Below are 22,767 nucleotides of genomic sequence, written 5' to 3'. Positions count from 1 at the left end.
CACCCCGAATACCGCTTATAGAGGGGCCTCACCAAACCGAGCCTATGCAGCGCCTCCTATTCCTTTTCCTTCCCCTTTGCTTCCTGGGGTGTACCAGTCAGCAAATCAACCAGACCCTGGCCACCGTCCTCAACGGCGGCCTGACCTCCACCGACATCGCCAACGGATTGAAGGAAGCCCTCCGCATCGGCGCCCAGGAGGGGGCTGAAGAACTCTCCAGGACCGGCGGCTACTACGACGACCTCACCTACCGCATCCTGCTCCCCGAAGAAGTCCGCAAGGTCACCGACCGCCTGCAGAACGTACCCGGCTTCAGCAACCTGGAGGCCGTCATCCTCAAAAAAATCAATCAAGGCGCCGAGGACGCCGCCTCTAAAGCCGCCCCCATCTTCGTCGACGCCATTCGCCAGATGTCAATCCAGGACGCCGTGGGTATCCTCAAGGGCGACGACCACGCCGCCACTGAATACCTTCGCCGCACTACTTCGCAGGCCCTGACCGCGGAATTCGCACCGGTCATCAACGCCAGCCTCGACAAATACGACGCCAACAAGGTCTGGCTCGACGCCGCCAGCGCCTACAACAACTTCCCCCTCACCCGCGAGAAGGTGGAAACCGACCTCGGGGCCTACGTTACCCAGCGGGCACTGGACGGTCTCTTCCTCAAGGTGGCGCTGAAGGAGGAGGACATCCGCAAGAACGTCGCCGCCCGTACCACCGATCTCCTGCGGCGGGTATTCGCCCAGCAGGATACACCCAACTAGCATTTCACCAATACAAGGTCAACCAATATGAAACTTCAGGGTAGAAAGGGGAGCAGCAACATCGACGACCGCCGCGGTCGCAGCGGCGGCAGCTTCATCGGCGGGGCCGGCAAGGCCGGCAGCTTCGGCATCGGCACCGTCATCATCATGATCATCATCTTCTTCCTGGGAGGCAACCCGCTGGAGTACCTGGGCCTGGGCGGCGGTTCGGCACCCACTGAAACCCGGTCCAACCCCGGTGCCCAGATCGCCGAAGACGACACCAACGCCCGGATCGTATCCGTCACCCTGGCCGAAACCGAGGACGTCTGGAACACCATCTTCCAGCAGCAGTACGGCAGAAACTACCAGGAACCGGTGCTGGTACTCTTCAGCGGACAGGACCGCAGCGCCTGCGGGTTCGCCTCCGCCGCTACGGGGCCCTTCTACTGTCCGGCCGACCAGCAGGTATATATCGACCTCTCGTTCGCCGATCAGTTACGGGAACGGTTCGGCGCGCCGGGCGACTTCGCCCTGGCCTACGTCGTTGCCCACGAGGTGGGCCACCACGTGCAGAACCTCCTCGGCTACAGCCAGCGCGTGAGCCAGGCCCGCCAGCGGATGAGTGAAGAGGATGCCAACGCCATGTCGGTGCGCCTGGAACTCCAGGCTGATTACCTCGCGGGAGTGTGGGCCAAATACGCCAACCAGCAATCGCAGCTTCTGGAACCCGGCGACATCGAGGAGGCCATCACGGCCGCTACAGCCATCGGTGACGACCGGCTGCAGATGGAGTCCCAGGGCTACGTGGTTCCGGAAAGCTTCACCCACGGCACCTCGGAGCAGCGGGTACGGGCCTTCACCGGCGGCTACCAGAGTGGCGACGCCAGTCAGGCGGCCCTGGACCGTTTCTTCTCAGCCCGCGACCTCTAATCAGGCACTGACCGCCCCGTACACTTCGTAGATCTCGTCGAGGGTGGCGTGCAGCACGGAGGGATCGAACTCGCTGACCAGCGTCTTGCGGTACTGCTTGATGTGGGGCAGCCCCCGGAAATAGTTCGTGTAGTGGCGGCGCATTTCCAGGATACCCAGCATCTCTCCCTTCCAGTCAATGCTGCGCTCCAGGTGCTCCCGGGCGGCGGCGACCCGCTCTTCGACGGTCGGGGGCGGCAGGAGTTCACCGGTGGCAAAGTAGTGCTTGATCTCCCGGAATATCCAGGGGTAGCCGATGGCAGCCCGGCCGATCATGATGCCGTCGACGCCGTAGCGCTCGCGGTAGGCGGCGGCCTTTTCGGGGCTGTCGATGTCGCCGTTGCCGAAGATGGGGATCTTGATCCGCGGGTTGTCCTTGATCTTGCCGATGAGGGTCCAGTCGGCCTCCCCTTTGTACATCTGTTTGCGGGTTCGGCCGTGGATGCTCAGGGCCTTGATGCCTACGTCCTGCAGCCGCTCGGCCACCTCCTCGATGTATTTGCTGTTGTCGTCCCAGCCCAGGCGGGTCTTGACGGTGACGGGCAGGTCCGTGCGGTCGACGATGGCCTTGGTGAGCTCGACCATCTTGGGGATATCCTGCAGGATGCCGGCACCGGCTCCCTTGCAGACTACCTTCTTGACGGGGCAGCCGAAGTTGATGTCGAGCACCTCCGGATTGGCCTCGGTGACGATATCGGCGGCCTGCACCATGCTCTCCAGGTTGGCCCCGAAGATCTGGATGCCAATGGGCCGCTCGTAATCGTAGATGTCCAGCTTGGCGACGCTCTTGTCCGCGTCCCGGATCAGCCCCTCCACGCTGATGAACTCGGTGTACATCATATCACAACCCTGGGCCTTGCAGAGGGCCCGGAAGGGTGGATCACTCACGTCTTCCATGGGGGCGAGCAGCAGGGGGAATTCTCCCAGTTCGATGTCGGCAATTTTAACCAAAGGGCAGTAGGGTTTGGCGCAGGTAAAATTACAACTGGGCGGGGCGAATGGTTGTGGCTGTCAGACATCGGATGTTGTCTACCGGAAATTATGACAGACATCGGATGTCTGACATAATGACACCCCAGCAAATCCTACCACTCCTGGCCTCCTTTTCTCTTTTTTTCTGAAATAGACAACAAAACGCCCTGTCAGACATCCGATGTCTGACAACCTGACACCCCGACAACATCCGATGTCTGACCTGACAACGCAATAAGTCGTATCATTCGCCCCCGGTCCCGAAACCAATCCCGAATTATCTTCAGCCCATGAACCAAGCAGGCAGCATTACCTCCGAGCTACGCACGAACTGGATGCGTATCGTCTTTTCTCACCCTTCCCACAACAGCATGCCCTCCAGCCTGCTGGCCGAACTCGTGGAGCACATCGAGGCGGCAGCCAGCAACGAGGCCGTCAAGTCGATCATGATCCGCAGCGCCGGCGACGACACCTTCTGTGCCGGGGCCAACCTGGACGAGCTGCTGGCCATACAGGACGAGGAAAGTGGCCGCAAGTTTTTCATGGGATTCGCCAACGTGATCCTGGCCATGCGCCGCTGCCCCAAGCCCATCGTGGTGGCCGTGCAGGGCAAGGCCATCGGCGGCGGCGTGGGCATCGCCGCGGCGGCCGACTACTGCCTGGGCTGCCGCGCCTCGGAGGTCAAGCTCAGTGAGCTGGCCATCGCCATAGGCCCCTTCGTGATCCTGCCCGCCCTGATCCGCAAGATGGGTGTAGCCGCCGCCAGTGAGCTCTGTCTCGACACCGAATGGCACGACGCCAAATGGGGCCGCGAAAAAGGCCTCTACCAGCGGGTGTACGCCGGCCCCGAAGAGCTGTTCCGCGAAGCCCGCCTCGTGGCCCGCAAACTCGCCAGCTACAGCCCGGGTGCCGCCGAGCGCCTGAAGCGCAGCCTCTGGGAAGGTACCGAGGACTGGCCCCAGCTGCTGGCCGAACGCGCCGGCATCACCGGTCAGCTCGTACTGCAGCCCGACGCCAAGGCGGCCCTGGCCAAGTTCAAGAAAAAGTAACGCCCCACCCCGTGAAACACCTCGTCGTCCTTTCCGGTGCCGGTATCAGCGCCGAGTCCGGCCTGAAGACCTTCCGCGACAGCAACGGGCTGTGGGAAGAACACCGGGTGGAAGACGTGGCCACCCCCGAAGCCTTCGCCCGGGACCCCGAGCTGGTGCTGCGGTTCTACAACCTGCGCCGCGCCCAGCTGGCGACCGCCCAGCCCAACGACGGCCACCGGCGCATCGCGGAACTCGAACGGCACTACCGGGTTACGGTCGTGACCCAGAACGTGGATGACCTCCACGAGCGGGCCGGCTCCAGCCGGGTACTCCACCTCCACGGTGAACTGACCAAGGTGCGGCCCGTCCGGGGTGAGGGGAAGCCCCGCTCCTGGACGGGTGACCTGGTACTGGGCGATGTCGACGAATCTGGCGTCCAGCTGCGCCCCCACATCGTGTGGTTCGGCGAGGAGGTGCCCATGATCGAGCCCGCGGCCCGGGAGGTACAGTCGGCCGACGCCGTCATCATCGTGGGCACCTCCTTGCAGGTGTACCCGGCGGCGGGGTTGGTGGGCGTCGCGCCGGAGGAGGCCCCCGTCATCTACATCGACCCCCGGCCGGCGGTGAGCTACCAGCTGCGGGGGCGGCGCAACCTCCACCTGCTGGAAATGGGCGGCGGCGACGGCATGCGGGAAGCCACCCGCCTGCTGCAGGATTTGCTCTAGGCGGCGGCGCGCCGGTGCCGGGCAACGGGTACCAAGCCGCTTACTTTTGGCGTTCGCATTCCTTTACCCCGGTTACTATGCGGTTCAGAACCACCCTCCTTGCTTTTCTGGTCTTGCTCGGCACCTGCGCGGCGCGCCACCTGAACGCCCAGGTGGAAACGGCCACGATCTCGGGGAAGGTGACCGATCTGGTGACGGAACTGCCGGTAGACTTCGCGACCATCTACGTACGGGGAGCGACCAGCGCCGTGGAAAGCAGCGAGACGGGCCGCTACGTGGCCACCGTGCCCGCCGGGATCGACTTCGTGCTCGTCTTCAGCCGCATCGGCTACCGGGAAACGGAAGTGAAGGTGAGCGAGCTGCCCCCCGCCACCCGCAAGCAGATCGACGTGGCCCTCGTCCCGGTGGAAAGCAGCCTGGAGGTGGTCGTGCGCGAAAGCAAGGTCGAGGAAGGCGGCATGATCCGCGAGGACCCCGCCCAGCTGCGGCTGCTGCCCTCGGTGACCGGCAACCTGGAGAGCCTGCTGCCCAGCATCGCCCTCGGGGTAAGCAGCGGTGCCGGAGGAGAACTCACCAGCCAGTACAACGTGCGCGGCGGCAACTACGACGAGAACCTGGTGTACGTCAACGATTTCGAGATCTACCGCCCCCAGCTCATCCGCCAGGGGCAGCAGGAGGGCCTCACCTTTGCCAACCCCAAACTGATGCGGAGCCTGAGCTTCAGCTCCGGGGGCTTCGAGGCGCGCTACGGCGACAAGCTCTCCTCCGTACTCGACATCAAATACAAGCGCCCGGACAGCCTGCGCGGCTCCGTGGAAGCCAGCCTGCTCGGCGGGGCCGCCCACGTGGAGGGCAGCAAGCGACTCGGCCGCAGCAATTATCAACGACTGCGCTACCTGCTGGGCGCCCGCTACAAGACCACCCGTTACCTCCTCGGCTCCCTGGAAACCACCGGCGAATACCTGCCGAACTTCTTTGACCTGCAGGGCTATCTGACCTACGACTTCAGCCGCACCCTCCAGCTCGGGCTGCTGGGCAACTACAACCGCAGCATCTACAACTTCAATCCGGTGAGCCGGTCCACGGCCTTCGGCGGATTCTTCGAGACCCTGCAGCTGTTCAGCGCCTTCGAGGGGGCGGAGCGGGACGACTTCCTGACCCAGATGGGGGGACTGTCGCTGACCTACATCCCCGAGCGGCTGGACAATCCCCTCTTCCTCAAGTTCCTCACCTCGGCCTTCCGCAGTGACGAGAACGAGGGCATCAGCATTGGCGGCCGTTACACCCTCGGGGAGCTGGATACCGACCTGGGCTCCGAAAGTTTCGGGGAAATCACCCGCACCATCGGTACCGGCATTCAGCAGGAGTATGTCCGCAACTTCCTCGACATCCAGGTCTACAACGCCGAACTCCGCGGCGGACTCGAGCTCAACGGCGGCGACGAGAACACCACGCGGGCCCACTTCCTGCAATGGAGCTTCAAGGCCCAGCACGAGCGGGTGAACGACTATATCCACGAATGGGAGCGGCTGGACTCGGCCGGCTACAGCCTGCCCTTCGACGAGGACGGCGTGCGGCTGTTCAGCGTGCTGCAGACCGAAAACGAGATCCTGAGTAATCGCTTCAGCGCCTTCTTCCAGGACACCTACACCTGGCGGGCGGAGGACCGCGCCGACATCCGCCTCAGCGCCGGCGTACGGGCCGTGGCCTGGGACCTGAACGGCGATCTGGACGTGAGCCCCCGCGCCCAGCTGCTCTACAAGCCCCTGGGCGGTACGGCCGACATCACCTACAAGCTCGCGGGCGGCCTCTACGTCCAGCAGCCCTTCTACCGGGAGATGCGCGCCCCGGACGGCAGCGTGAATACCGACCTGCGCAGCCAGAAATCCCTCCACTTCGTGGGGGGCATCACCAGCGACTTCTACTACGGCAAGCGGAACCCCAAGAAATTCCGCCTCATCACTGAAGCCTACTACAAGTCGCTCTGGGACCTGGTCAGCTACGAGATCGAGAATGTCCGCATCCAGTACTCGGGGCTGAACGACGCCAGCGGCTACGTGGCCGGACTGGACTTCCGTCTGAACGGAGAGTTCGTGCCCGGAGCCGACAGCTGGCTGAACCTGAGCCTGCTGCGCGCCCGCGAAAAACTACTCGGAGTAGAACACAAGGAAGTGATCGGCCGCGGACAGGACGGCGAGGTGATCGACGAGGCGAAGGAATACGTGCCCCGGCCCACCGACCAGCTCTTTCAGCTGTCGCTCTTCTTCCAGGACTACCTGCGCAACAACCCCAACTTCCGCACCCACGTAAACCTGACCGTCGGCGGTGGACTGCCCTTCGGCATCCAGGGCGAGAACCGGATCTACCGCAACACCCTGCGCTTCGATACCTACCACCGGATCGACATCGGCTTCAGCCTCCGACTTTTCGACCGGGAAACCTCCCGCAACGTTGCCACTTCCCCCCTTCGCTTCACCCGTTCCACCTTCCTTAGCCTGGAGGTCTACAACCTGATGAACGTGGGCAACCAGGCCGGCAATACCTGGATCAAGACCATCTTCCAGCAGCAGTATGCCGTACCGAACCGACTGACGGGGCGACGGGTGAATCTGCGATTGGTGGTGGAGATTTAGTGTTTTAGTACGGTAGTAGGTTAGTACGGTAGAGTTGCGCGAGCTTCGCTCGCTCCTTCCCCGGCTCACCAGCTAAGCTCACGGCACCACGCCAGTTCCACCCGCAGCCCCCCCGGCTCACCTGCTAAGCTCGCGGCACCACGCCAGTTCCACCCGCAGCCCCCCGGCTCACCTGCTAAGCTCGCGGCACCACGCCAGTTCCACCCGCAGCCCCCGCCCGAGCGAAGCGAGGGGTAAAGGCCACACCAACTCAACAACCCAAAAACTCGAAAACTCAAAGCCGCCCCGCCCGCGGAAAGGCCAGCCAGAAAAAGGCCGCGGCCCCCACGCCAACGCAGCCGGGGACGAGCCAGATGGCCCACCAGTTGTGGGATCCGTCGGCCAGGAGGTTGGCGCTGACGACCTCGCCGGCGATCCAGCTGCCCACGAAGGCGCCGATGCCGAGGTTGGCGAAGGAGATCAGTCCCTGGGCCGTATTGCGCAGGTAGGTGGGTACCCGGTTGTTGACGTAGATCTGGGCGGCGATGATGATCCAGGCGAAGGCTACGCCCTGCACTACGATGCCGGCGTAGAGGAGCCATTCGTGGTCGCCGGGACGGCCGATGCCGAAAGCGAAATAGCGCAGTCCCCAGGCCATGAGTCCCCAGAAGATGATGTTCCGGAAGCGGAAGCGCCGGAAGATGAACGGCATGGCCAGCACCACCCCGATCTCGAAGAGCTGTCCCAGGGCCATCTTCGCGGCGGCGGCGGGCCAGCCCACTTCGTTCAGAAAGGGATTAAGGAAGCTGTAGTAGAATGAGGAGGGGATGCAACTTGCCAGCAGGGCGATCAGCAGGACGATCATCCCGCGTTCGCGGAAGATGCTGTGGACCTCCTCCCCCTTCAGGGTGGTCCAGTTGAAGCCCGGCTCCGGGGGGGTATGCGGCAGGAAAAAGGAATATCCCGCCAGCAGCAGGCCGGTGAAGCCGCCCGCCAGCAGGGGCAGGGCCGACTGCTCCACCTGAAAGACGCTCAGGGCAATGCCTACCAGCATGAAGGATACCGTGCCCCAGACGCGGATGAGAGGATACTGCTCCGCCGGCCGCTCCAGGTGATAAAAACACATGGCCGCCGCCAGGCTGAAGGTGGGAATGAAGCAGAGGTTGAAGAGCAGCATCCAGCCGTAGAACCAGGGGAAACTGACGGTGAAGTAGCAGGCGATGAGGCTCAGTCCGCCCACCGTATTCAGCACCCCCATCAGCCGCTCGGAGGGATAGCTGCGGTCGGCCAGCCAGCCCATGAGCGGCGGGGCCACGGTGGCGGCGATGGCGTTGGTCGCGTAGATCATACCCACCTGCAGCCCCGTGAAGTGCAGGCTTTCCAGCAGGTAGGTACCCAGGTTGATCAGCCAGCTGGCCCAGACGGCAAACTGGAAGAAGAGTAAGAGCGAGAGCCGAACCCTAAGCGTCAAGCCGGGCGCGGACCCGGTCCGCGATTTTCTTCACCACCCCATCCTCGAAGGGGTTTTCCAGTCCGGCCAGCTCCACCAGTTCCAGGAACGACCGGGAGCCGCCGGCCTCGCAGAGCTTTACGTAGTCGGCCCAGGCCGATTCGTGGTCCGCCTCATCCTTGAGCAGGAACTGGAAGGCACAGATCTGCGCCAGGCAGTAGTCGATGTAGTAGAAGGGCACGCTGAAGATGTGGCCCTGGCTTTGCCAGAAGGTGCCGACGTTGAGGTGGTCGTTGTCGCTGTAGTCGAGGTGCGGCAAGTAGGCGGCCTCCATTTCCTTCCAGATCGCATTGCGGCCGGCGTTGTCCAGGTCGGGGTTTTCGTAGACCCGGTGCTGGAACTCGTCTACCGCGCAGCCGTAGGGCAGGAAGCGGAAGGAGCCGGCCACGTGGCTGAAATAGTACTTCTGGGTATCCTCCCCGAAGAAGCCTTCCATCCAGGGGTAGGTGAAAAACTCCATGCTCATGCTGTGGATCTCCGCCGCGTCGAAGGTGGGCCAGTTGTACTCCATCGGCCGCTGGTGGCGGCTGCTGTACACCTGAAAGGCGTGGCCGAACTCATGGGTAAGCACGTCAATGTCGTGGCTCGTGCCGTTGAAGTTGCTGAAGATGTAGGGCGTCTGGTACTCGTTGATGTAGGTGCAGTAGCCGCCGGGGGCCTTGCCGTCCTTGGCTTCGAGGTCCATCAGCTTCTTGTCCTGGAGCAGGCGGAAGAACTCGCCGGTTTCCGGGCTCAGCTCCCGGTACATCTTCTCGGCGTGGGCCACGATGGCCGCGGGGTCGCCCTTGGGGGTGGGGTTGCCGGTGGGGAAGCGGAAGGCCAGGTCGTAGTAGTGAAGCCGGTCCACGCCCAGGCGTTCGCGCTGCTGCTCGTAGAGCCGCTGGGCGATGGGTACGATGTGCTCGCGGACCTGCCGCCGGAAGTTGGCCACCTCCTCCGGACCGTAGTCGGTGCGGTTCATGTTGGCGTAGCCGAGACCGACGTAGTTCTCGTACTCCAGCTTGTGGGCCATGGTAGTGCGCAGGCGGACCATCTCGGCGTAGATGTCCTCCAGCCGCTGCCGGTGTTCGGCGAACCAGTTCCACTTGGCGGTGCTGGCCTGCTTGCGCTTTTCGCGGTCGGCCACCTGCTCCAGGGGGGCAATGCTGGAGAGGTTATAGATCTTGCCGTCGACCTCGATTTCGGCCCCGCCCCTGAGCTGGGTGAATTCGCTGCTGAGCTTATTGACCGCCTGCAGCTCCTGGAGGATCTCCGGGCGGAAGGTGTTGATGCTCACCGTGGCTGAGTCGAAGAGCTGGCGGCCGAAGTGGGCCTCGAGGGCTTCCCGGTGGGGGTTGTCGAGGAGGGCGCGGTAATAATCCACCCGCCACTGCTCCGTGCGGGGCAGGTGCTCGTCGAACCAGTCCTTTTCCGCCCGGTAGAAGGGGTCGCGGGTATTGATGCTGTAGCGGATGTAACCGATATTATAGGCCGTGGATACGCTGGCGCGGATGCTGTCGATCTGCTCGACGGCGGCGATGGCGTCGTTTACGGTTTCGGCCTCCTTCAATTCAACAAGTACGGCCTGAAATGCCTTCTCTAACTGATCAAGATCCGGCCGCTTGTACTCGAATTCGGGAAACGTAATTTGTGACATATGGTAGGGGGTAGAAGATTGATCTGAGGTTCCACCGGGAACACGTTTTCACCGATCCGAGTGGTGCCCCGTCGGGGGCGTCCCATCTTAACCGCTAACTTACACCCGATAGTTCAACCGCATGCTAGGACAATCGCTCAAGCAGTCGCAGCTCCAGAAGCTTAGCCCCCGGCAGATTCAGCTCATGCAGCTGATGCAGCTCCCCCTGTACGAGCTCGAGCAACGGGTGAAGGAGGAACTGGAACGCAATCCTACCTTGGAAGAAGCCACCCCCGACCCCCTGGACGGCCCCGCCGATCACGACGCCCAGGAAACGGAGGGCGCCAAGGATGACCCCTTCGAGATGGAGGAACTCTTCCAGCAGTACATCGAGGACGACCCCACCAACTACCAGCAGAACGGCAACAACGAAGACCCCTACGACGCCCCCGGCAGTTATACGGCCGACGAAAATTCCTTCTTTGAGTACCTCGAGGGGCAACTCGCCAACCTGGAGTTCGATACCCCCCTCGACCGCACCATTGCCCTACAGATCATCGGCAACCTCGACGACGACGGCTACCTGCAGCGGCTGCCCAGCGCCATCGCCGACGACCTCCTGATCAACTACGACATCGAGGTGGAACCCGGCCGGATCCGGGAAGTCCTCCGCGTGGTGCAGTCCCTGGAGCCCCCCGGCCTGGCCGCCCGCAACCTGCGCGAATGCCTGCTGCTGCAGCTCAACCACAAGGTCGACAACGGCGAGGAGCTCGACGACCACCGCTTTGCCGACCTGGTGCTGGCCCAGACCATCATCCGCGACCACTTCGACCTCTTCAGCAAGAAGCACTACGAAAAGCTGCGCGACAAGCTCGAGGTGGAGGAGGATGAGCTCCGCGATGCCCTCGGGGAAATCCTGAAGCTGAACCCCAAACCCGCCAGTGGCCTCAGCGGCCGCGCCGGTGGGCGGGCCGCCCGGGTGGTGGTGCCCGACTTCCTGGTCACCGTGGTCGACGGCGAGCTACGGCTGAGCCTCACCGCCCGCAACGCCCCCGACCTGAAGATCAACGATTACTACCAGCAGCAACTGGCCGAATACCGCCGCAAGCAGAAGGAATCGGGCAAGCTCACCACCGCCCAGAAGCAGGCCGCCGGCTTCATCCGCCAGAATATCGACTCCGCCAACTGGTTCATCGAGGCCATCCAGCAGCGGCAGCAGACCCTCTACAGCGTGATGCACGCCATCGTCCGCTACCAGGACAAGTTCTTCCGAACCGGCGACCTGAAGACCCTCCGCCCCATGATCCTGAAGGACATCGCCGGGCCCACCGAGCTCGACATCAGTACCGTGAGCCGGGTGGTGAATTCCAAGTTTGTCCAGACCGACTTCGGCACCTTCTCCCTGCGGGAGTTCTTCAGCGAGGGCATGACCAACGACGAGGGCGAGGAGGTGAGCACCACCCAGGTAAAGAAGGTGCTGGCCGAGATCATCTCCGCCGAAGACAAGCGCAAACCACTCAACGACAGCAAGCTCCAGCGGGCCCTCAAGGACGCCGGCTACGAGATTGCCCGCCGTACCGTAGCCAAATACCGCGAACAGCTCGGCCTGCCGGTGGCCCGCCTGCGCAAGGAACTTTAACGAACCTCTAGGGATGCTCAACGTATCATTGGCATCAGTATAATCCAAGTAGTATGTCCACCAACCATGAATCCGTTGTTAACAATGTTGATAAGAGCCGATTCGAAGTCGTCAGCGGTTCCCAGCGATCCGAGCTGATCTACCGCATGAAAGGCGACGACCAGATCGACCTCGTCCACACCGAAGTACCGGAAGACCTGACCGGCCAGGGCATCGGCAGCGCCCTGGTGACCACCGCCCTCCAGTACGCCCGCGACAACGATCTGGATGCTATCCCCTCCTGCCCCTTCGTGGCCTCCTACGTGAGCCGCCACCCGGAATGGAACGACGTGGTGGTCGAACCCTAGATGCTTTTCCTGCTCCTGCTGGCCACCTTCGTCCAGCTCCTGGTCTGGTGCTTTATCTTCTTTCCCGCCCTCCGCGGCGGCTCCGGCGCGGCCACCCACGACCGCCCGGTTTCCGTGATCGTCTGTTTCCGCAACGAGGCTACCCGGTTGGAGGACTGTCTGCGGGGTATCCTCGCCCAGCGCCACCCGGCCTTTGAGGTAATCGCCGTCGATGACCACTCCACCGACAACTCGGCCGCCATCGTCCAGGACCTCAGCCGCGAAGCCCCCCAGCTGCGGCTCCTCCGCCCCGGCCCCACCCGCCCCGGCAAGAAGGACGCGCTCACGGCCGGCATCGCCGCGGCCACCCACCCCCTGCTCTTGCTCACCGACGCCGACTGCGTACCCGCCTCCCCCGATTGGCTGTCCCGCATGACCGCCCCCCTGAAAGGAGAAGCGGAAACCGTGCTCGGCTGCTCCCCCTACCGCCGGGCACCCGGATGGCTCAACCGCTGGCAGCGCTTCGAGGCCACCCAGACGGTGCTGCAGTACCAGGGCATGGCCCGCCTGGGGCTGCCCTACATGGGGGTGGGTCGCAACCTGGCCTATACCGCCGACTTCTTCGCCCGTGCCGGGGGGTTGGCCGCCCACGCCCACCTGCCCGGCGGAGACGACGACCTGCTGGTGAACCAGCACGCTACCGCCGACCGGACGGCCCGGGTGGTGGACCCCGCATCTTGGACCCTCTCGGATGCTTCTCCAGACTGGGAAAGCTATTTTTTCCAGAAGACCCGCCACCAGTCGGTCGGCCTCCACTACCGCCGCCGCCACCAGCTGCTGTTGGTCGCCATCGCGGCCAGCCACGGCCTCTTTTACCTGAGCGGTCTGGTGCTGCTGCTCACGCCCCTGGCCTCCCTTGCCCTGGGGCTGTACGGCCTGCGGGCCCTCGCGGTGGTAGCTACCTACCTCCGTTCCCCCGTTAACCGCTTTCTGGGCGGGGGCGCGGGTGCCGTGGCCCTCTGGAAAGTGCCGGGGCTACTGGTTTTCGATGCCCTGTATTCCTTTTTTTACCTCTTTCTATTCTTCGCCAGTTTCTCTTCCCGGCGAATTTGGTGAGGCAAGCTTACTATCTTCCGGCCCATGCCGAAAAAATCCCGCCGCAAGCGTCAGGCCCGTATCCTCCGTCAGACCCGCCGCATCCACCGCTGGTCGGGCATCACCCTGTTCGTCTTCTTCTTCGTGATCGGCGTCACTAGTGTTCTACTGGGGTGGAAGAAGGACAGCAGCTACATCATGCCGGCCACCGCCCGCGGGAGCAGTACGGAGCTGGCGGAATGGCTGCCCACCGCGGAGCTGCTGCAGCGCGCCCAGGTTACCCTATCCGATTCCCTCGGACCGGCCTACACCACCACCATCGACCGCATCGATTACCGCCCCGACAAGGGATCGCTGAAGTTCCTCTTCAAGGACCACTACGGTGAGGTGCAGCTCGACGGGGCCACCGGGGCGGTGCTGAGCGTGGGCATCCGCCGGGCCGACTTCATCGAGCAGATTCACGACGGCAGCATCGTAAGCGACCTGTTCAAGCTGATCTACTCCACGGTGATGGGCCTGGCCACCATCGTCTTCACGGTGTCGGGATTCTGGTTGTGGTATGGTCCGCGGCGGATGCGGCGCTAACCGCTATTATTCCTTCCACTTGATGCCGCAGCCCGCGCTGGGGTACTGCTTTTCCGGGCTGGGCTTTCCGGCCAGGAGGTCGTCGAGGGCGGCGCGGAGGTCGGTGCCGGTAACGGGCTTGCCGGAGCGGGGGCGGCTGTCGTCGAGGCGGCCGCGGTAGTAGAGCTTGCCCTGTCCGTCGAAGAGGTAGATGTCGGGAGTGCAGGCCGCGTCGTAGGCTCGGGCTACTTCCTGGGTCTCGTCGTAGAGGTAGGGGAAGGTGAAGAGGTTGTTCAGGGCGAAGGCCTCCATGTTGTCGGGGCTGTCCACCGGGTATTTCTCCACGTCGTTGCTGCTGATGGCCACCGCGCCGATGCCCCGCTCCTCGTAGTCGTTGGCCACGTCGACGAGCTCCTCAATGGTGTGGATGACGTAGGGGCAGTGGTTGCAGATGAAGTACACCAGGGTGCCCTTGCTTCCCTTCACGTCGTCGTAGTTCAGCTTGGCGCCGGACATGGTATCGGTGAGGTTGAAGTCGGGGGCGGGGGTGCCGATGTTGACCATGGTGGATTCGGTAAGTGCCATCTTGCGTTACTTTAGGGCGTTCTTGGTTAGCTTGCGTATTCCTGTAAAGGCTTTCCCCCGCCGGTGGGTTTACTTCGAGTTCACCGGCCCAGTCCACCGCCAACCTTTTGCCATGACCTTCCTCTGCATCAGCTGTTATTTCAAGGGCGTGCCCTTCCTGCGGGCCCTTAAGGACGCGGGCAACACCGTCTACCTGCTCACCGTCAAGAAACTGGAGCACGACCCCTGGCCGCGGGAATCGATCGACGAATTTTTCTACCTGGAGGACGACAGCAACGCCCCTGCCGCCCTGGCCAACCTGGCCCAGGGATTCGCCTGGATGATGCGCAGCCGCCCTATCGACCGCATCGTCGCCCTGGACGACTTCGACGTGGAGAAGGCCGCTTACCTGCGCGAGGAGTTCCGCCTGCCGGGCATGGGGCAGACCACCGCCCGCTACTTCCGCGACAAGCTGGCCATGCGCGTCCGCGCCCGCGAGCACGGGGTGCCCGTCCCTGCCTTTTCCAGCCTGTTCAACGACGTGGCCCTGACCGAATTCGCCAACCGCGTGGAATACCCCTGCCTGATCAAGCCGCGGGGGGAGGCCAGCGCCACCGGCATCACCAAGGTGCACTCCGCCGAGGAGCTCTGGCAGCAGGTACACGCCCTGGGCGAGCGCCGCAAGGACTACCTGGTGGAGCAGTTCCGCCCCGGCGACGTCTACCACGTCGATGCCCTGTCGGTCGACGGGGAGATCGCCTTCTGCCAGGTGTCGCGCTACCTGAGCACCCCCTTCGAGGTGGCCCACGGCGGCGGCATCTTCCGTTCGGTCAGCGTACCCTACCACGACGAGGAGGCCGTCATCCTGCGGCGCATGACCGAGGGCGTGATGCAGGCCTTCCGGATGCAGTTCAGCGCTTCCCACACTGAATTCATCAAGACGGCGGAGGGCAACTTCGTCTTTCTCGAGACGGCCAGCCGCGTCGGCGGCGCCCACCTGGCCGAGATGGTCGAAGCCGCTACCGGCGTGGGACTTTGGACGGAATGGGCCCGGCTGGAATCCGCCAAGGCCGCCGGCACCCCATACCGGGTACCGGAGCGCCGCTACGACCAGTCGGGAATCATCGTGAGCCTCTGCCGCTACGAGCACCCCGACACCTCCTCCTTCAACGATCCGGAGATCGTGTGGCGGATGGACAAGAAGCAGCACGTGGGGCTCATCGTGGCTTCCCACTCCACGGCCCGGGTGCGGGAGCTGCTCGACAACTACGCCCACCGGGTGGCCCACGAATTCCACGCTTCCGCCCCCGCCCCGCGGAAATCAACGCACTGACCTTCCGTCCGGCCCCGGAACCCGCGCCCCGCCGCCGGAACCTGAACGGGCCACGGACTATCTTTACCCGTAAACCAAATAGCTTTCGACATGCGACTACGCTTACTAACCCTTTGTCTGGCCCTCTTCGCCACCACCCTCCACGCCCAGATCCAGAGCCCCCCGGCTTCCCCCGGCGTGACCATGAAAACCAGCGTCGGCCTGACCGACGTGACCCTGGAGTACAGCCGCCCCGGCCAGAAGGGACGTACCCTCTTCGCCGCCGACGGACTGGTACCCTACGGTGAGATCTGGCGCACCGGAGCCAACCAGGCCACCAAGATCACCTTCAGCGACTCCATCCGCCTGGGCGGCAAGTCGGTTGCCGCCGGCAGCTACGCCATCCTGACCAAACCGCAGGCCGATGCCTGGGTAGTGATGATCTACCCTTACGCCGGCGGCGCCTGGACCAACTACGTGGAAATGGACCCCGCGGCCACCGTGAAAGCCAAGGTCACCAAGACCCAGGACGCCACCGAGACCTTCACCATCGACCTGCAGAACTACACCATGGACGGTGCCGACCTCGTCATGAAGTGGGGCAACACCGCAGCCACCCTGCCCATCACCTCCAACGCCAAGCAAAGCGTGATGGCCACCATCGACCGCGTGATGGCCGGCCCCAGCGTGAACGACTACTTCCAGGCCGCTACCTTCCTGAGCGAGACGGGCGCCAACAACGAGAAGGCCCTGGAGTACGTCCAGAAGGCCATCAGCATGAGCAGTAACCCCGCCTACTGGATGGTGCGCCGCGAAGCCGTGATCCTGTACGACCTCGGCCGCAAGCAGGAAGCCGTGGCCGCCGCCAAGAAGTCCAAGGAACTGGCCCAGAAAGCCGGCAACATGGACTACGTACGGATGAACGAAAAGTCCATCGAAGAGTGGTCGAAGTAAGCCACCCCCTCTGAATGAAAAAGGGCGCGATGGATCTTCCATCGCGCCCTTTTCTTTTTCCGGGATAGCAACCTACCGCCTGACCAGCGAGGAGGTGATCAGGCTGGTGGCCGCGATGACGCTGCCGAAGACCACCAGTGAGGCCAGGGCCCGGACGGTGGAGCCCTTTACCACGATGCCGCTCTCCTTGGCCACGTCGTCGAAATTGCCGTGGCTGCCGTGGTCGCCGGGTACGGGCTCGAAGAGGTAGTCCTTGCCGTGGGTGGCGGGCTGGTCGGTCTGCTGTCCGCTCACGCCGGTCTTGCTGAGGAAGATGTCCATGAGGCCCGGGAAGAACTTGTTGCCCAGGATGGTCTGCACCGCCGGCAGGCCCACGTAGTATTCGCGGTCGTTGGTATCGGCGGCGGCCACGATGGCGCGGGCGGCCACTTCCGGCTGGTAGATGGTGCCCATGGGCCGGGGGGCTTTCTCCACCTTGTTGCGGACGAGGTTGAACTGGGTGGTGTTGACGCCCGGCAACTGGACCATGGTGGTCATCACGTTGCTGTTTTCGTACTTCAGCTCGGTGCGCAGGCTGTCGTAGAAGCCCTCAATGGCGTGCTTGGCGCCGCAGTAGGCCGTTTGCAGGGGGATGCCGCGGTAGGCCAGGGCCGAGCCCACGAACACGATGCTGCCACGGTTGCGGGGCTGCATCCGCTTCAGGGCGCACTTGGCGCCGTAGACGGTACCGAGGTAGGTCACTTCGGTCACCCGCTTGAATTCCTCCATTTCGATGTCCTTAAACAGGCCGAGGACGCTGTTCATGGCGTTGTTCACCCAGACGTCGATCGGCCCGAAGGTTTCTTCAATCTTGCTGGCGGCCTGGTCGAGGGCCTGAAAATCCGCGATGTCCAGGGCGAGCACCAGGGCTTCTCCGCCCAGTGCCTCCACCTCCTTGCGGGCGGCTTCCAGCCCTTCCTCGTTGCGGGCGATCAGTCCGATGCGGGCGTGTTCCCGGGCAAATTCCCGGGCGATGGCCCGGCCGATTCCGGCGGATGCACCGGTGATGACGATGGTGCGGGGGCGTTCAAATTTTGGGCTGTGCATGTTAATTTTATTCGTTTTATCCTAACGAATACAACCGGATCCACCGCCGGGATTGTTCGGATACCCTATGAGTGCAACCGCCGAAATGCCCTACTTCGTTCGCCCTTCGCAAAACCTCCCCGCGGAGGAGAAGGAGCGGGCCTATGCCCAGGCCTACGCCGCCATTGCCGCCACCCTCACCGGGGAGACCAATGAGCTGGTCGTGATGGTTACCATCAACAGCGTACTGAAGACCTACCTGCCCTATTTCTACTGGACGGGCTTCTACCTCGTTTCCGGTCCCGACCGGCTCTCCGTGGGCCCCTACCAGGGCACCCTGGGCTGCCTCCACATTGAATTTGGCCGCGGCGTCTGCGGCACGGTGGCCGCCAGTGGCCGCGCCAAGATCGTAGCCGACACCCACGCCCTGGAAGAAGGGCGGGAGCACATCGCCTGCGACCCGAACAGCCGCTCGGAGATCGTACTGCCCGTACGCCGACCGGACGGCAGCCTGCTCGGGGTCTTCGACGTGGACAGCACGGAGTGCGACAGTTTCGATGCGGTGGACCAGCGGTGGCTCGAAAAGATCCTCTCCATCTTTTCTGATCCCGTCCTGCCCCTGCGGGCCACCTGGGCTGCCCCGGCCGTAAGCCGCTGAGCGGCGGCTGCTTACCTTTGCAACCAGCAATCCTGATTCACCGTGGGTTATAACATCCGGCTTCCCCAATTCGAGGGCCCCTTCGACCTGTTGCTCTTCTTCATTGAGCGCGACGAGCTGGACATTTACGACATCCCCATCTCCCAGGTGACGAATGACTTCCTGGACTATATGCGGCAGGCGGAGCGGATGGATATCGACCTGGCCAGTGAGTTCGTACTGGTGGCCTCTACCCTCTGCCGGATCAAGGCCAAGATGCTGATCCCCCGCAAGCCCGTCGACGAGGAGGGCAACGAGATCGACCCCCGGGAGGAGCTGGTCCACCGGCTGCTGGAATACAAGCGCTACAAGAGTGTACTGGAAGAACTGCGCAAGCTGGAAAGCGAACGGGGCCTGCGCAATTACCGCGGCAACATCACCGACGAGCTGGCCGACCTGGCCACCCGTGCCCTGGTGGACGTGGAACTGGAGAGCGTCACACTGTTCAAACTGCTACGGGCCTACGAGCGGATGCTGGGGCGGCTGGAGGAAGCCAGCCAGCGGCCGGTCGTCCACGAAATTGCCCAGTTTACCCACACGATTGAGGAGCAGCAGGAGCGGATCATGGCTCTCGTAGCCGGGACGGCCTACGGTAAGGCCCGCCCCGGCTTCGATGACATTTTCGGGGTGTGCAGGACGCGGCTGCACGCCATCATCACCTTCCTCGGCCTGCTGGAGTTGCTCAATGCCCACCAAGTGCGGCTGCTGCCCGGCGACGGGGGCGTCAACGACTTCTGCCTGGAGGTCGGGTCGGGGGAAGAAGAATAGGCGGTACTGATCTAGTTCAGCACGGCGGGTACGATGTGCAGGAAACGCGGCACCGTGACGTGGAAGTAGGTTTCCACCCCGTCCGTTTTGCGGTACATGACGTAGCTGCCTTCCATGGCCCCGATGGGGGTATCGAACTGTACCCAGCTGTTGTATTCATAGGATTCGCCCGGGGGAATGACCGGCTGCTGCCCTACCACCCCGTCGCCTTCCACGTGGCGGCGGAAGCCGGTGGCGTCGATTACGTCCCAGCTCCGGCTGAGGAGCTGGATGGGCAGGGGACTGTTGTTTTCGATCCGGATCCGGTAGGCGTGGACGTACTGTCCTTCCTCGGGTTGGGAGTACCGCTCCTGGTAGAAGCTTTCCGCGCTTACCCGGATGCGCTGGGTGGTTTGGCTGGTCATGACTTCGGGGTTAATTAGAAGGGCAGGTCGTCGTCGGCTTCGACCACCGGGGCGTCGTCCGCCGTGGGGAAGTTGCCGGGCACGTCGCCGGGGTTGGAAGTTGAGGGGGCGCCGCCGGTGGACATGGCCTCCACCCGCCAGGCGTTGAGGTTGGTAAAGTACTTGTCCTGCCACTGCCGGCCGCGCAGGTCGAAGTGGACCTTGAGCTCGTCGCCTTCGTTGAAATCGTCGATGATGGCCGTCCGGTCCTGGGTGGTCTGGAACTTCACGAAATTGTCGTACTGCCCGCCATCGTTGGCTTTGATGACAAAATCGCGCACGCGAAAGCTCTCGCCTTTGGTTTCGGTTTCGTACTTCTTGACGAGCGTTCCGGTAATTTCGAAGGACATAAGTAAAGATTTAGTCTTTAGTATTCAAGCAAATAAGTGGCCGTCCCGGTTCGGGAAGCGGGCCAATTTAAGTATTTCGGAGGGCTATTGGGTGCGTTCGCAGGCACCCGCGCACTCGCCAAAGAGGTTCAGGCTGTGGCCGGTGACGCGGAAGTTCAGGATCTCACCCATCATGTTCTTGATCTGCTGCACCCGGGGGTCGCAGAACTCCGTTACCCGCCCGCAGGTATTGCAGATGAGGTGATCGTGCTGTTTGTAGCCGTAGCTCTTCTCGTACTGGGCCAGGTTCTTGCCGAACTGGTGCTTCTTGACCAGGTCGCAGCTCACCAGCAGTTCCAGGGTATTGTAGACCGTAGCGCGGCTGACGCGGTAGTTGTTGGTCTTCATGTGGATGTAGAGCGACTCGGCGTCGAAGTGGTCGTCGCGGTTGTAGATCTCCTCCAGAATAGCAAACCGCTCCGGCGTACGGCGGGCCTTGCGCTCGCGTAGGTGCTCGGAGAAAATATCCTTTACCTGCTGAATGTCGGTGGTGGGATTGGATTGCATAGATGAGGGGCGGAAGATCTTTATTCTACCCGGGAAACGGTTGAGACGTTGTCTAAGTTTTGCAGGGCCCGGGTAGCCAGCCGCAGCTGGTCGGTATTGCGCACCAGCAGACTGATGCGTGCGGTGAAGGTGCCGCTCTCGGCGGCGATGTTGAAACTGCGGATGTCGAGGTCGAGGTGGGTGATCTCGTGGCTGATGCGTTCGATGACGCCCTTGCCGCTGTCCAGGCCGGTGAGCTTGAGTTCGGCCACGAAGCTGTGCTCCGAGGTGCTCACCCATTCGGCCTTCATGATGCGGTAGTCGTAGTTGGCCATGAGGTTCTCGGCGTTCGGGCAGATCACGCGGTGGATCTTCAGTCCGGCGTTCGAGGTCAGGTAAGCGAACACCTGGTCGCCCTGGACGGGGTTGCAGCAGCTGGCCATGGTGTACTCCAGCTGGTCGCCCGGCTCCCCGTTGATGAGCAGGCGGGTAGCCCCCTTGGGCCGGTTGGCCCCGCTGCGGCGGCTGCGACTGTCGGGGTCCTTCTCCTGGTGGGGCTGGTTGTTGGTGCTGGGCGGCGGTACGGGAATCAGCTTGCCGTGTTCCACGGTGAAGGGCTTCAGCACCTGGTTGATCTGCAGGGTTTCCTGGCCGATCTCGTAGAAGAGGTCCACGTGGCTGCCGTCCGTAAAGTGGCGGGCGATGGTTTCCACGGCGGCCTTTTCGTCCTCGACGTGGAGTTTCTTGAGCTTGCGGTGGAGGGCCTCCTTGGCGAGTTCGCCCTGCTGCCGCTTCTCCTCCTTCAGGGCCTGACGGATCTTGGCCTTGGCCTTTCCCGTCTTGACCATGTCGAGCCAGTTCGGGTTCGGCTTCTGGTGGGGGCTGGTATTCACCTTCAGGCGGTCGCCGTTGCGCAGTTCGTACGACATGGGCACGATGCGCTCGTCGCAGAGGATGCTCTGGCAGTGGTAACCCACCATGCTGTGGACGCTGAAGGCGAAGTCAAGGGCCGTGGAGCCCTTCGGCAGGGCTTTCATGTCGCCGTCGGGGGTGTACACGTAGACCTCCTCGTTGAAGAAGCTGTTGGCGCGGAAGTCGCCCAGGAATTGTACCGTGTCGCTGTTCGGGTTCTCGAGGATGTCGCGGACGCTCTCGAACCACTGTTCGTAGACGTCGCGCTGGTTGGAGACGCCCTTGTACTTCCAGTGGGCGGCGAATCCCCGCTCGGCGATCTCGTTCATCCGCTCACTCCGGATCTGCACCTCCACGAAGCGGGCGCCGGGGCCCACCACCGTGGTGTGGAGGCTTTCGTAGCCGTTGGATTTCGGGATGGTGATCCAGTCCTTGAGGCGGGAGGGCACGGCCTGGTAGGCGTCGGTGATGGCGCTGTAGGTAGCCCAGGCGGCGAGCTTTTCCTTTTCGCGGGGCACGTCGAGAATGACGCGGACGGCGAAGAGGTCGTAGATCTGCTCGAAGGGTACCTGTTTCTTCTTGATCTTGTTGGCGATGCTGTAGATCGACTTCGGCCGGCCGAAGATGCGGTAGGGGTAGCCCAGTTCGTCGAGCTTGGAGCGCAGCGGGGCGATGAAGCTTTCGATGTACTTCTCCCGGGCGGCCTTGGTTTCCTGCAGCTTGCGGGCCACGGCGTTGTATTCGTCGCGCTCGAGCACCTTCATGCAGAGGTCCAGGAACTCCGAGCGGAAGTTGTACAGTCCCAGGCGGTGGGCCAGGGGGGCGTAGATGTAGCTGGTTTCGGCGGCGATCTTGAGCTGCTTGTGCTCGGGCATGCTCTTGATGGTCCGCATGTTGTGGAGGCGGTCGGCCATCTTGATGAGCACGATGCGGACGTCGACGATCAGCGTACTGAGTACCTTCTTGAAGTTCTCGGCCTGCTTGCTTTCCGACTGGTAGGCGCTGTCGAGTTTCGTGAGGCCGTTGACCATCTGGGAGATGCGCTCCCCGAACTCGTCCTGCAGCTCCTCGATGGTGACGGGGGTATCCTCCACCACGTCGTGGAGCAGGGCGGCGCAGATGGCCGTGGGGCCCAGGCCGATCTCCTCGGCGCAGATGCGGGCCACCGCGATGGGGTGGAAGATGTAGGGCTCCTCCGACTTCCGGCGCTGGTGGCGGTGGGCGTAGTTCGCCAGTTTGAAGGCGCGGTCCATCTGCTCGCGGTCCTCCTGGGAAAAGGGCGTACGCAGACTCGCGATCATATCCTCGTAGGCGCTGCGGATGGCAGCCTGTTCTTCCGTCGTTATGTCTAAAACCTCAGCCATACCCTGTAG

22 protein-coding genes are annotated in these 22,767 nt (G+C 63.1%); 13 read left to right on the top strand and 9 right to left on the bottom strand.

Annotation, left to right across the window (positions count from 1 at the left end; all coding sequences use genetic code 11):
• Window positions 1–44 precede the first annotated feature (44 nt).
• Both CGL56_RS13775 and ypfJ read left to right on the top strand, forming a co-directional pair.
• Window positions 45–764, top strand: a complete 720-nt coding sequence (locus CGL56_RS13775) for a DUF4197 domain-containing protein (protein WP_099107150.1) — start codon at window positions 45–47, stop codon at window positions 762–764.
• Between the two features lie 27 nt (window positions 765–791).
• On the top strand, window positions 792–1,676 hold the full coding sequence (gene ypfJ / locus CGL56_RS13770; RefSeq protein WP_099107149.1) for a KPN_02809 family neutral zinc metallopeptidase: 885 nt from the start codon (window positions 792–794) through the stop codon (window positions 1,674–1,676).
• Here the strand turns inward: ypfJ and dusB are convergent, their stop codons facing one another.
• Window positions 1,677–2,666: a tRNA dihydrouridine synthase DusB gene (gene dusB, locus CGL56_RS13765; protein ID WP_099107148.1), complete on the bottom strand. Its 990-nt coding sequence runs from the start codon at window positions 2,664–2,666 to the stop codon at window positions 1,677–1,679.
• 311 nt (window positions 2,667–2,977) lie between these two features.
• On the opposite strand from dusB, the gene CGL56_RS13760 reads away from it, so the two are divergent.
• From CGL56_RS13760 to CGL56_RS13750, 3 genes are all read left to right on the top strand, one after another.
• Entirely contained in the window at window positions 2,978–3,736 is a 759-nt protein-coding gene (locus CGL56_RS13760) for an enoyl-CoA hydratase/isomerase family protein (RefSeq protein ID WP_099107147.1), read from the top strand.
• A gap of 11 nt (window positions 3,737–3,747) precedes the next feature.
• A complete protein-coding gene (locus tag CGL56_RS13755) occupies window positions 3,748–4,443 on the top strand; it encodes an SIR2 family NAD-dependent protein deacylase (protein WP_099107146.1) in 696 nt (231 codons plus the stop codon).
• Between the two features lie 77 nt (window positions 4,444–4,520).
• Window positions 4,521–7,076: a TonB-dependent receptor gene (locus tag CGL56_RS13750; protein WP_099107145.1), complete on the top strand. Its 2,556-nt coding sequence runs from the start codon at window positions 4,521–4,523 to the stop codon at window positions 7,074–7,076.
• A 274-nt stretch (window positions 7,077–7,350) separates the two neighbouring features.
• Here CGL56_RS13750 and CGL56_RS13745 read toward each other — a convergent pair whose 3' ends face one another.
• Window positions 7,351–8,526, bottom strand: a complete 1,176-nt coding sequence (locus CGL56_RS13745; RefSeq protein ID WP_099107144.1) for an MFS transporter — start codon at window positions 8,524–8,526, stop codon at window positions 7,351–7,353.
• A complete protein-coding gene (locus CGL56_RS13740) occupies window positions 8,516–10,201 on the bottom strand; it encodes a M3 family oligoendopeptidase (protein WP_187305582.1) in 1,686 nt (561 codons plus the stop codon). The genes CGL56_RS13745 and CGL56_RS13740 overlap by 11 nt, the downstream gene beginning before the upstream one ends.
• A gap of 121 nt (window positions 10,202–10,322) precedes the next feature.
• On the opposite strand from CGL56_RS13740, the gene rpoN reads away from it, so the two are divergent.
• Genes rpoN through CGL56_RS13720 form a run of 4 tightly spaced genes read left to right on the top strand, consistent with a single transcriptional unit; the run spans window position 10,323 to window position 13,825 of the window.
• Window positions 10,323–11,819, top strand: coding sequence for an RNA polymerase factor sigma-54 (gene rpoN / locus CGL56_RS13735; protein ID WP_099107143.1), 1,497 nt, complete (start codon window positions 10,323–10,325; stop codon window positions 11,817–11,819).
• Window positions 11,820–11,872: 53 nt separating this feature from the next.
• Complete coding sequence (locus CGL56_RS13730; protein WP_099107142.1) at window positions 11,873–12,166, top strand: GNAT family N-acetyltransferase; 294 nt, start codon at window positions 11,873–11,875, stop codon at window positions 12,164–12,166.
• Window positions 12,167–13,261, top strand: a complete 1,095-nt coding sequence (locus tag CGL56_RS13725) for a glycosyltransferase (protein ID WP_099107141.1) — start codon at window positions 12,167–12,169, stop codon at window positions 13,259–13,261.
• 24 nt (window positions 13,262–13,285) lie between these two features.
• On the top strand, window positions 13,286–13,825 hold the full coding sequence (locus CGL56_RS13720) for a PepSY-associated TM helix domain-containing protein (protein WP_099107140.1): 540 nt from the start codon (window positions 13,286–13,288) through the stop codon (window positions 13,823–13,825).
• 6 nt (window positions 13,826–13,831) lie between these two features.
• On the opposite strand, the gene CGL56_RS13715 is transcribed toward CGL56_RS13720, so the two are convergent.
• Window positions 13,832–14,389 carry a thioredoxin family protein gene (locus tag CGL56_RS13715; protein WP_099107139.1) on the bottom strand — a complete coding sequence of 186 codons (558 nt, stop codon included), beginning with the start codon at window positions 14,387–14,389 and terminating at the stop codon, window positions 13,832–13,834.
• Window positions 14,390–14,501: 112 nt separating this feature from the next.
• On the opposite strand from CGL56_RS13715, the gene CGL56_RS13710 reads away from it, so the two are divergent.
• Both CGL56_RS13710 and CGL56_RS13705 read left to right on the top strand, forming a co-directional pair.
• Window positions 14,502–15,701 (top strand): ATP-grasp domain-containing protein, encoded by a 1,200-nt coding sequence (locus tag CGL56_RS13710; protein WP_099107138.1) that lies wholly within the window; start codon window positions 14,502–14,504, stop codon window positions 15,699–15,701.
• Window positions 15,702–15,791: 90 nt separating this feature from the next.
• Complete coding sequence (locus tag CGL56_RS13705) at window positions 15,792–16,634, top strand: DUF2911 domain-containing protein (protein WP_099107137.1); 843 nt, start codon at window positions 15,792–15,794, stop codon at window positions 16,632–16,634.
• Between the two features lie 72 nt (window positions 16,635–16,706).
• Here CGL56_RS13705 and CGL56_RS13700 read toward each other — a convergent pair whose 3' ends face one another.
• Window positions 16,707–17,720: an SDR family oxidoreductase gene (locus tag CGL56_RS13700; RefSeq protein WP_099107136.1), complete on the bottom strand. Its 1,014-nt coding sequence runs from the start codon at window positions 17,718–17,720 to the stop codon at window positions 16,707–16,709.
• 67 nt (window positions 17,721–17,787) lie between these two features.
• Here CGL56_RS13700 and CGL56_RS13695 point away from each other — a divergent pair, with 67 nt between their 5' ends.
• The gene (locus CGL56_RS13695) at window positions 17,788–18,357 is read left to right on the top strand and encodes a GAF domain-containing protein (RefSeq protein WP_099107135.1); all 570 of its coding nucleotides are present in this window, start codon (window positions 17,788–17,790) and stop codon (window positions 18,355–18,357) included.
• Window positions 18,358–18,399: 42 nt separating this feature from the next.
• Window positions 18,400–19,164 carry a segregation and condensation protein A gene (locus CGL56_RS13690; protein ID WP_099107134.1) on the top strand — a complete coding sequence of 255 codons (765 nt, stop codon included), beginning with the start codon at window positions 18,400–18,402 and terminating at the stop codon, window positions 19,162–19,164.
• A gap of 11 nt (window positions 19,165–19,175) precedes the next feature.
• On the opposite strand, the gene apaG is transcribed toward CGL56_RS13690, so the two are convergent.
• From apaG to CGL56_RS13670, 4 genes are all read right to left on the bottom strand, one after another.
• Window positions 19,176–19,568 carry a Co2+/Mg2+ efflux protein ApaG gene (apaG, locus tag CGL56_RS13685; protein WP_099107133.1) on the bottom strand — a complete coding sequence of 131 codons (393 nt, stop codon included), beginning with the start codon at window positions 19,566–19,568 and terminating at the stop codon, window positions 19,176–19,178.
• A gap of 14 nt (window positions 19,569–19,582) precedes the next feature.
• Window positions 19,583–19,957, bottom strand: a complete 375-nt coding sequence (locus CGL56_RS13680) for a DUF3127 domain-containing protein (RefSeq protein ID WP_099107132.1) — start codon at window positions 19,955–19,957, stop codon at window positions 19,583–19,585.
• Window positions 19,958–20,041: 84 nt separating this feature from the next.
• A complete protein-coding gene (locus CGL56_RS13675) occupies window positions 20,042–20,503 on the bottom strand; it encodes a Fur family transcriptional regulator (protein ID WP_099107131.1) in 462 nt (153 codons plus the stop codon).
• A 20-nt stretch (window positions 20,504–20,523) separates the two neighbouring features.
• Entirely contained in the window at window positions 20,524–22,758 is a 2,235-nt protein-coding gene (locus tag CGL56_RS13670) for a RelA/SpoT family protein (RefSeq protein ID WP_099107130.1), read from the bottom strand.
• Window positions 22,759–22,767 lie beyond the last annotated feature (9 nt).

The organism is Neolewinella marina (genome assembly GCF_002631205.1).
In the GTDB taxonomy this organism is placed as follows: domain Bacteria; phylum Bacteroidota; class Bacteroidia; order Chitinophagales; family Saprospiraceae; genus Neolewinella; species Neolewinella marina.
Note: the sequence above shows the minus strand (reverse complement) of the source record. Positions and strands in the feature narration are given on the sequence as shown.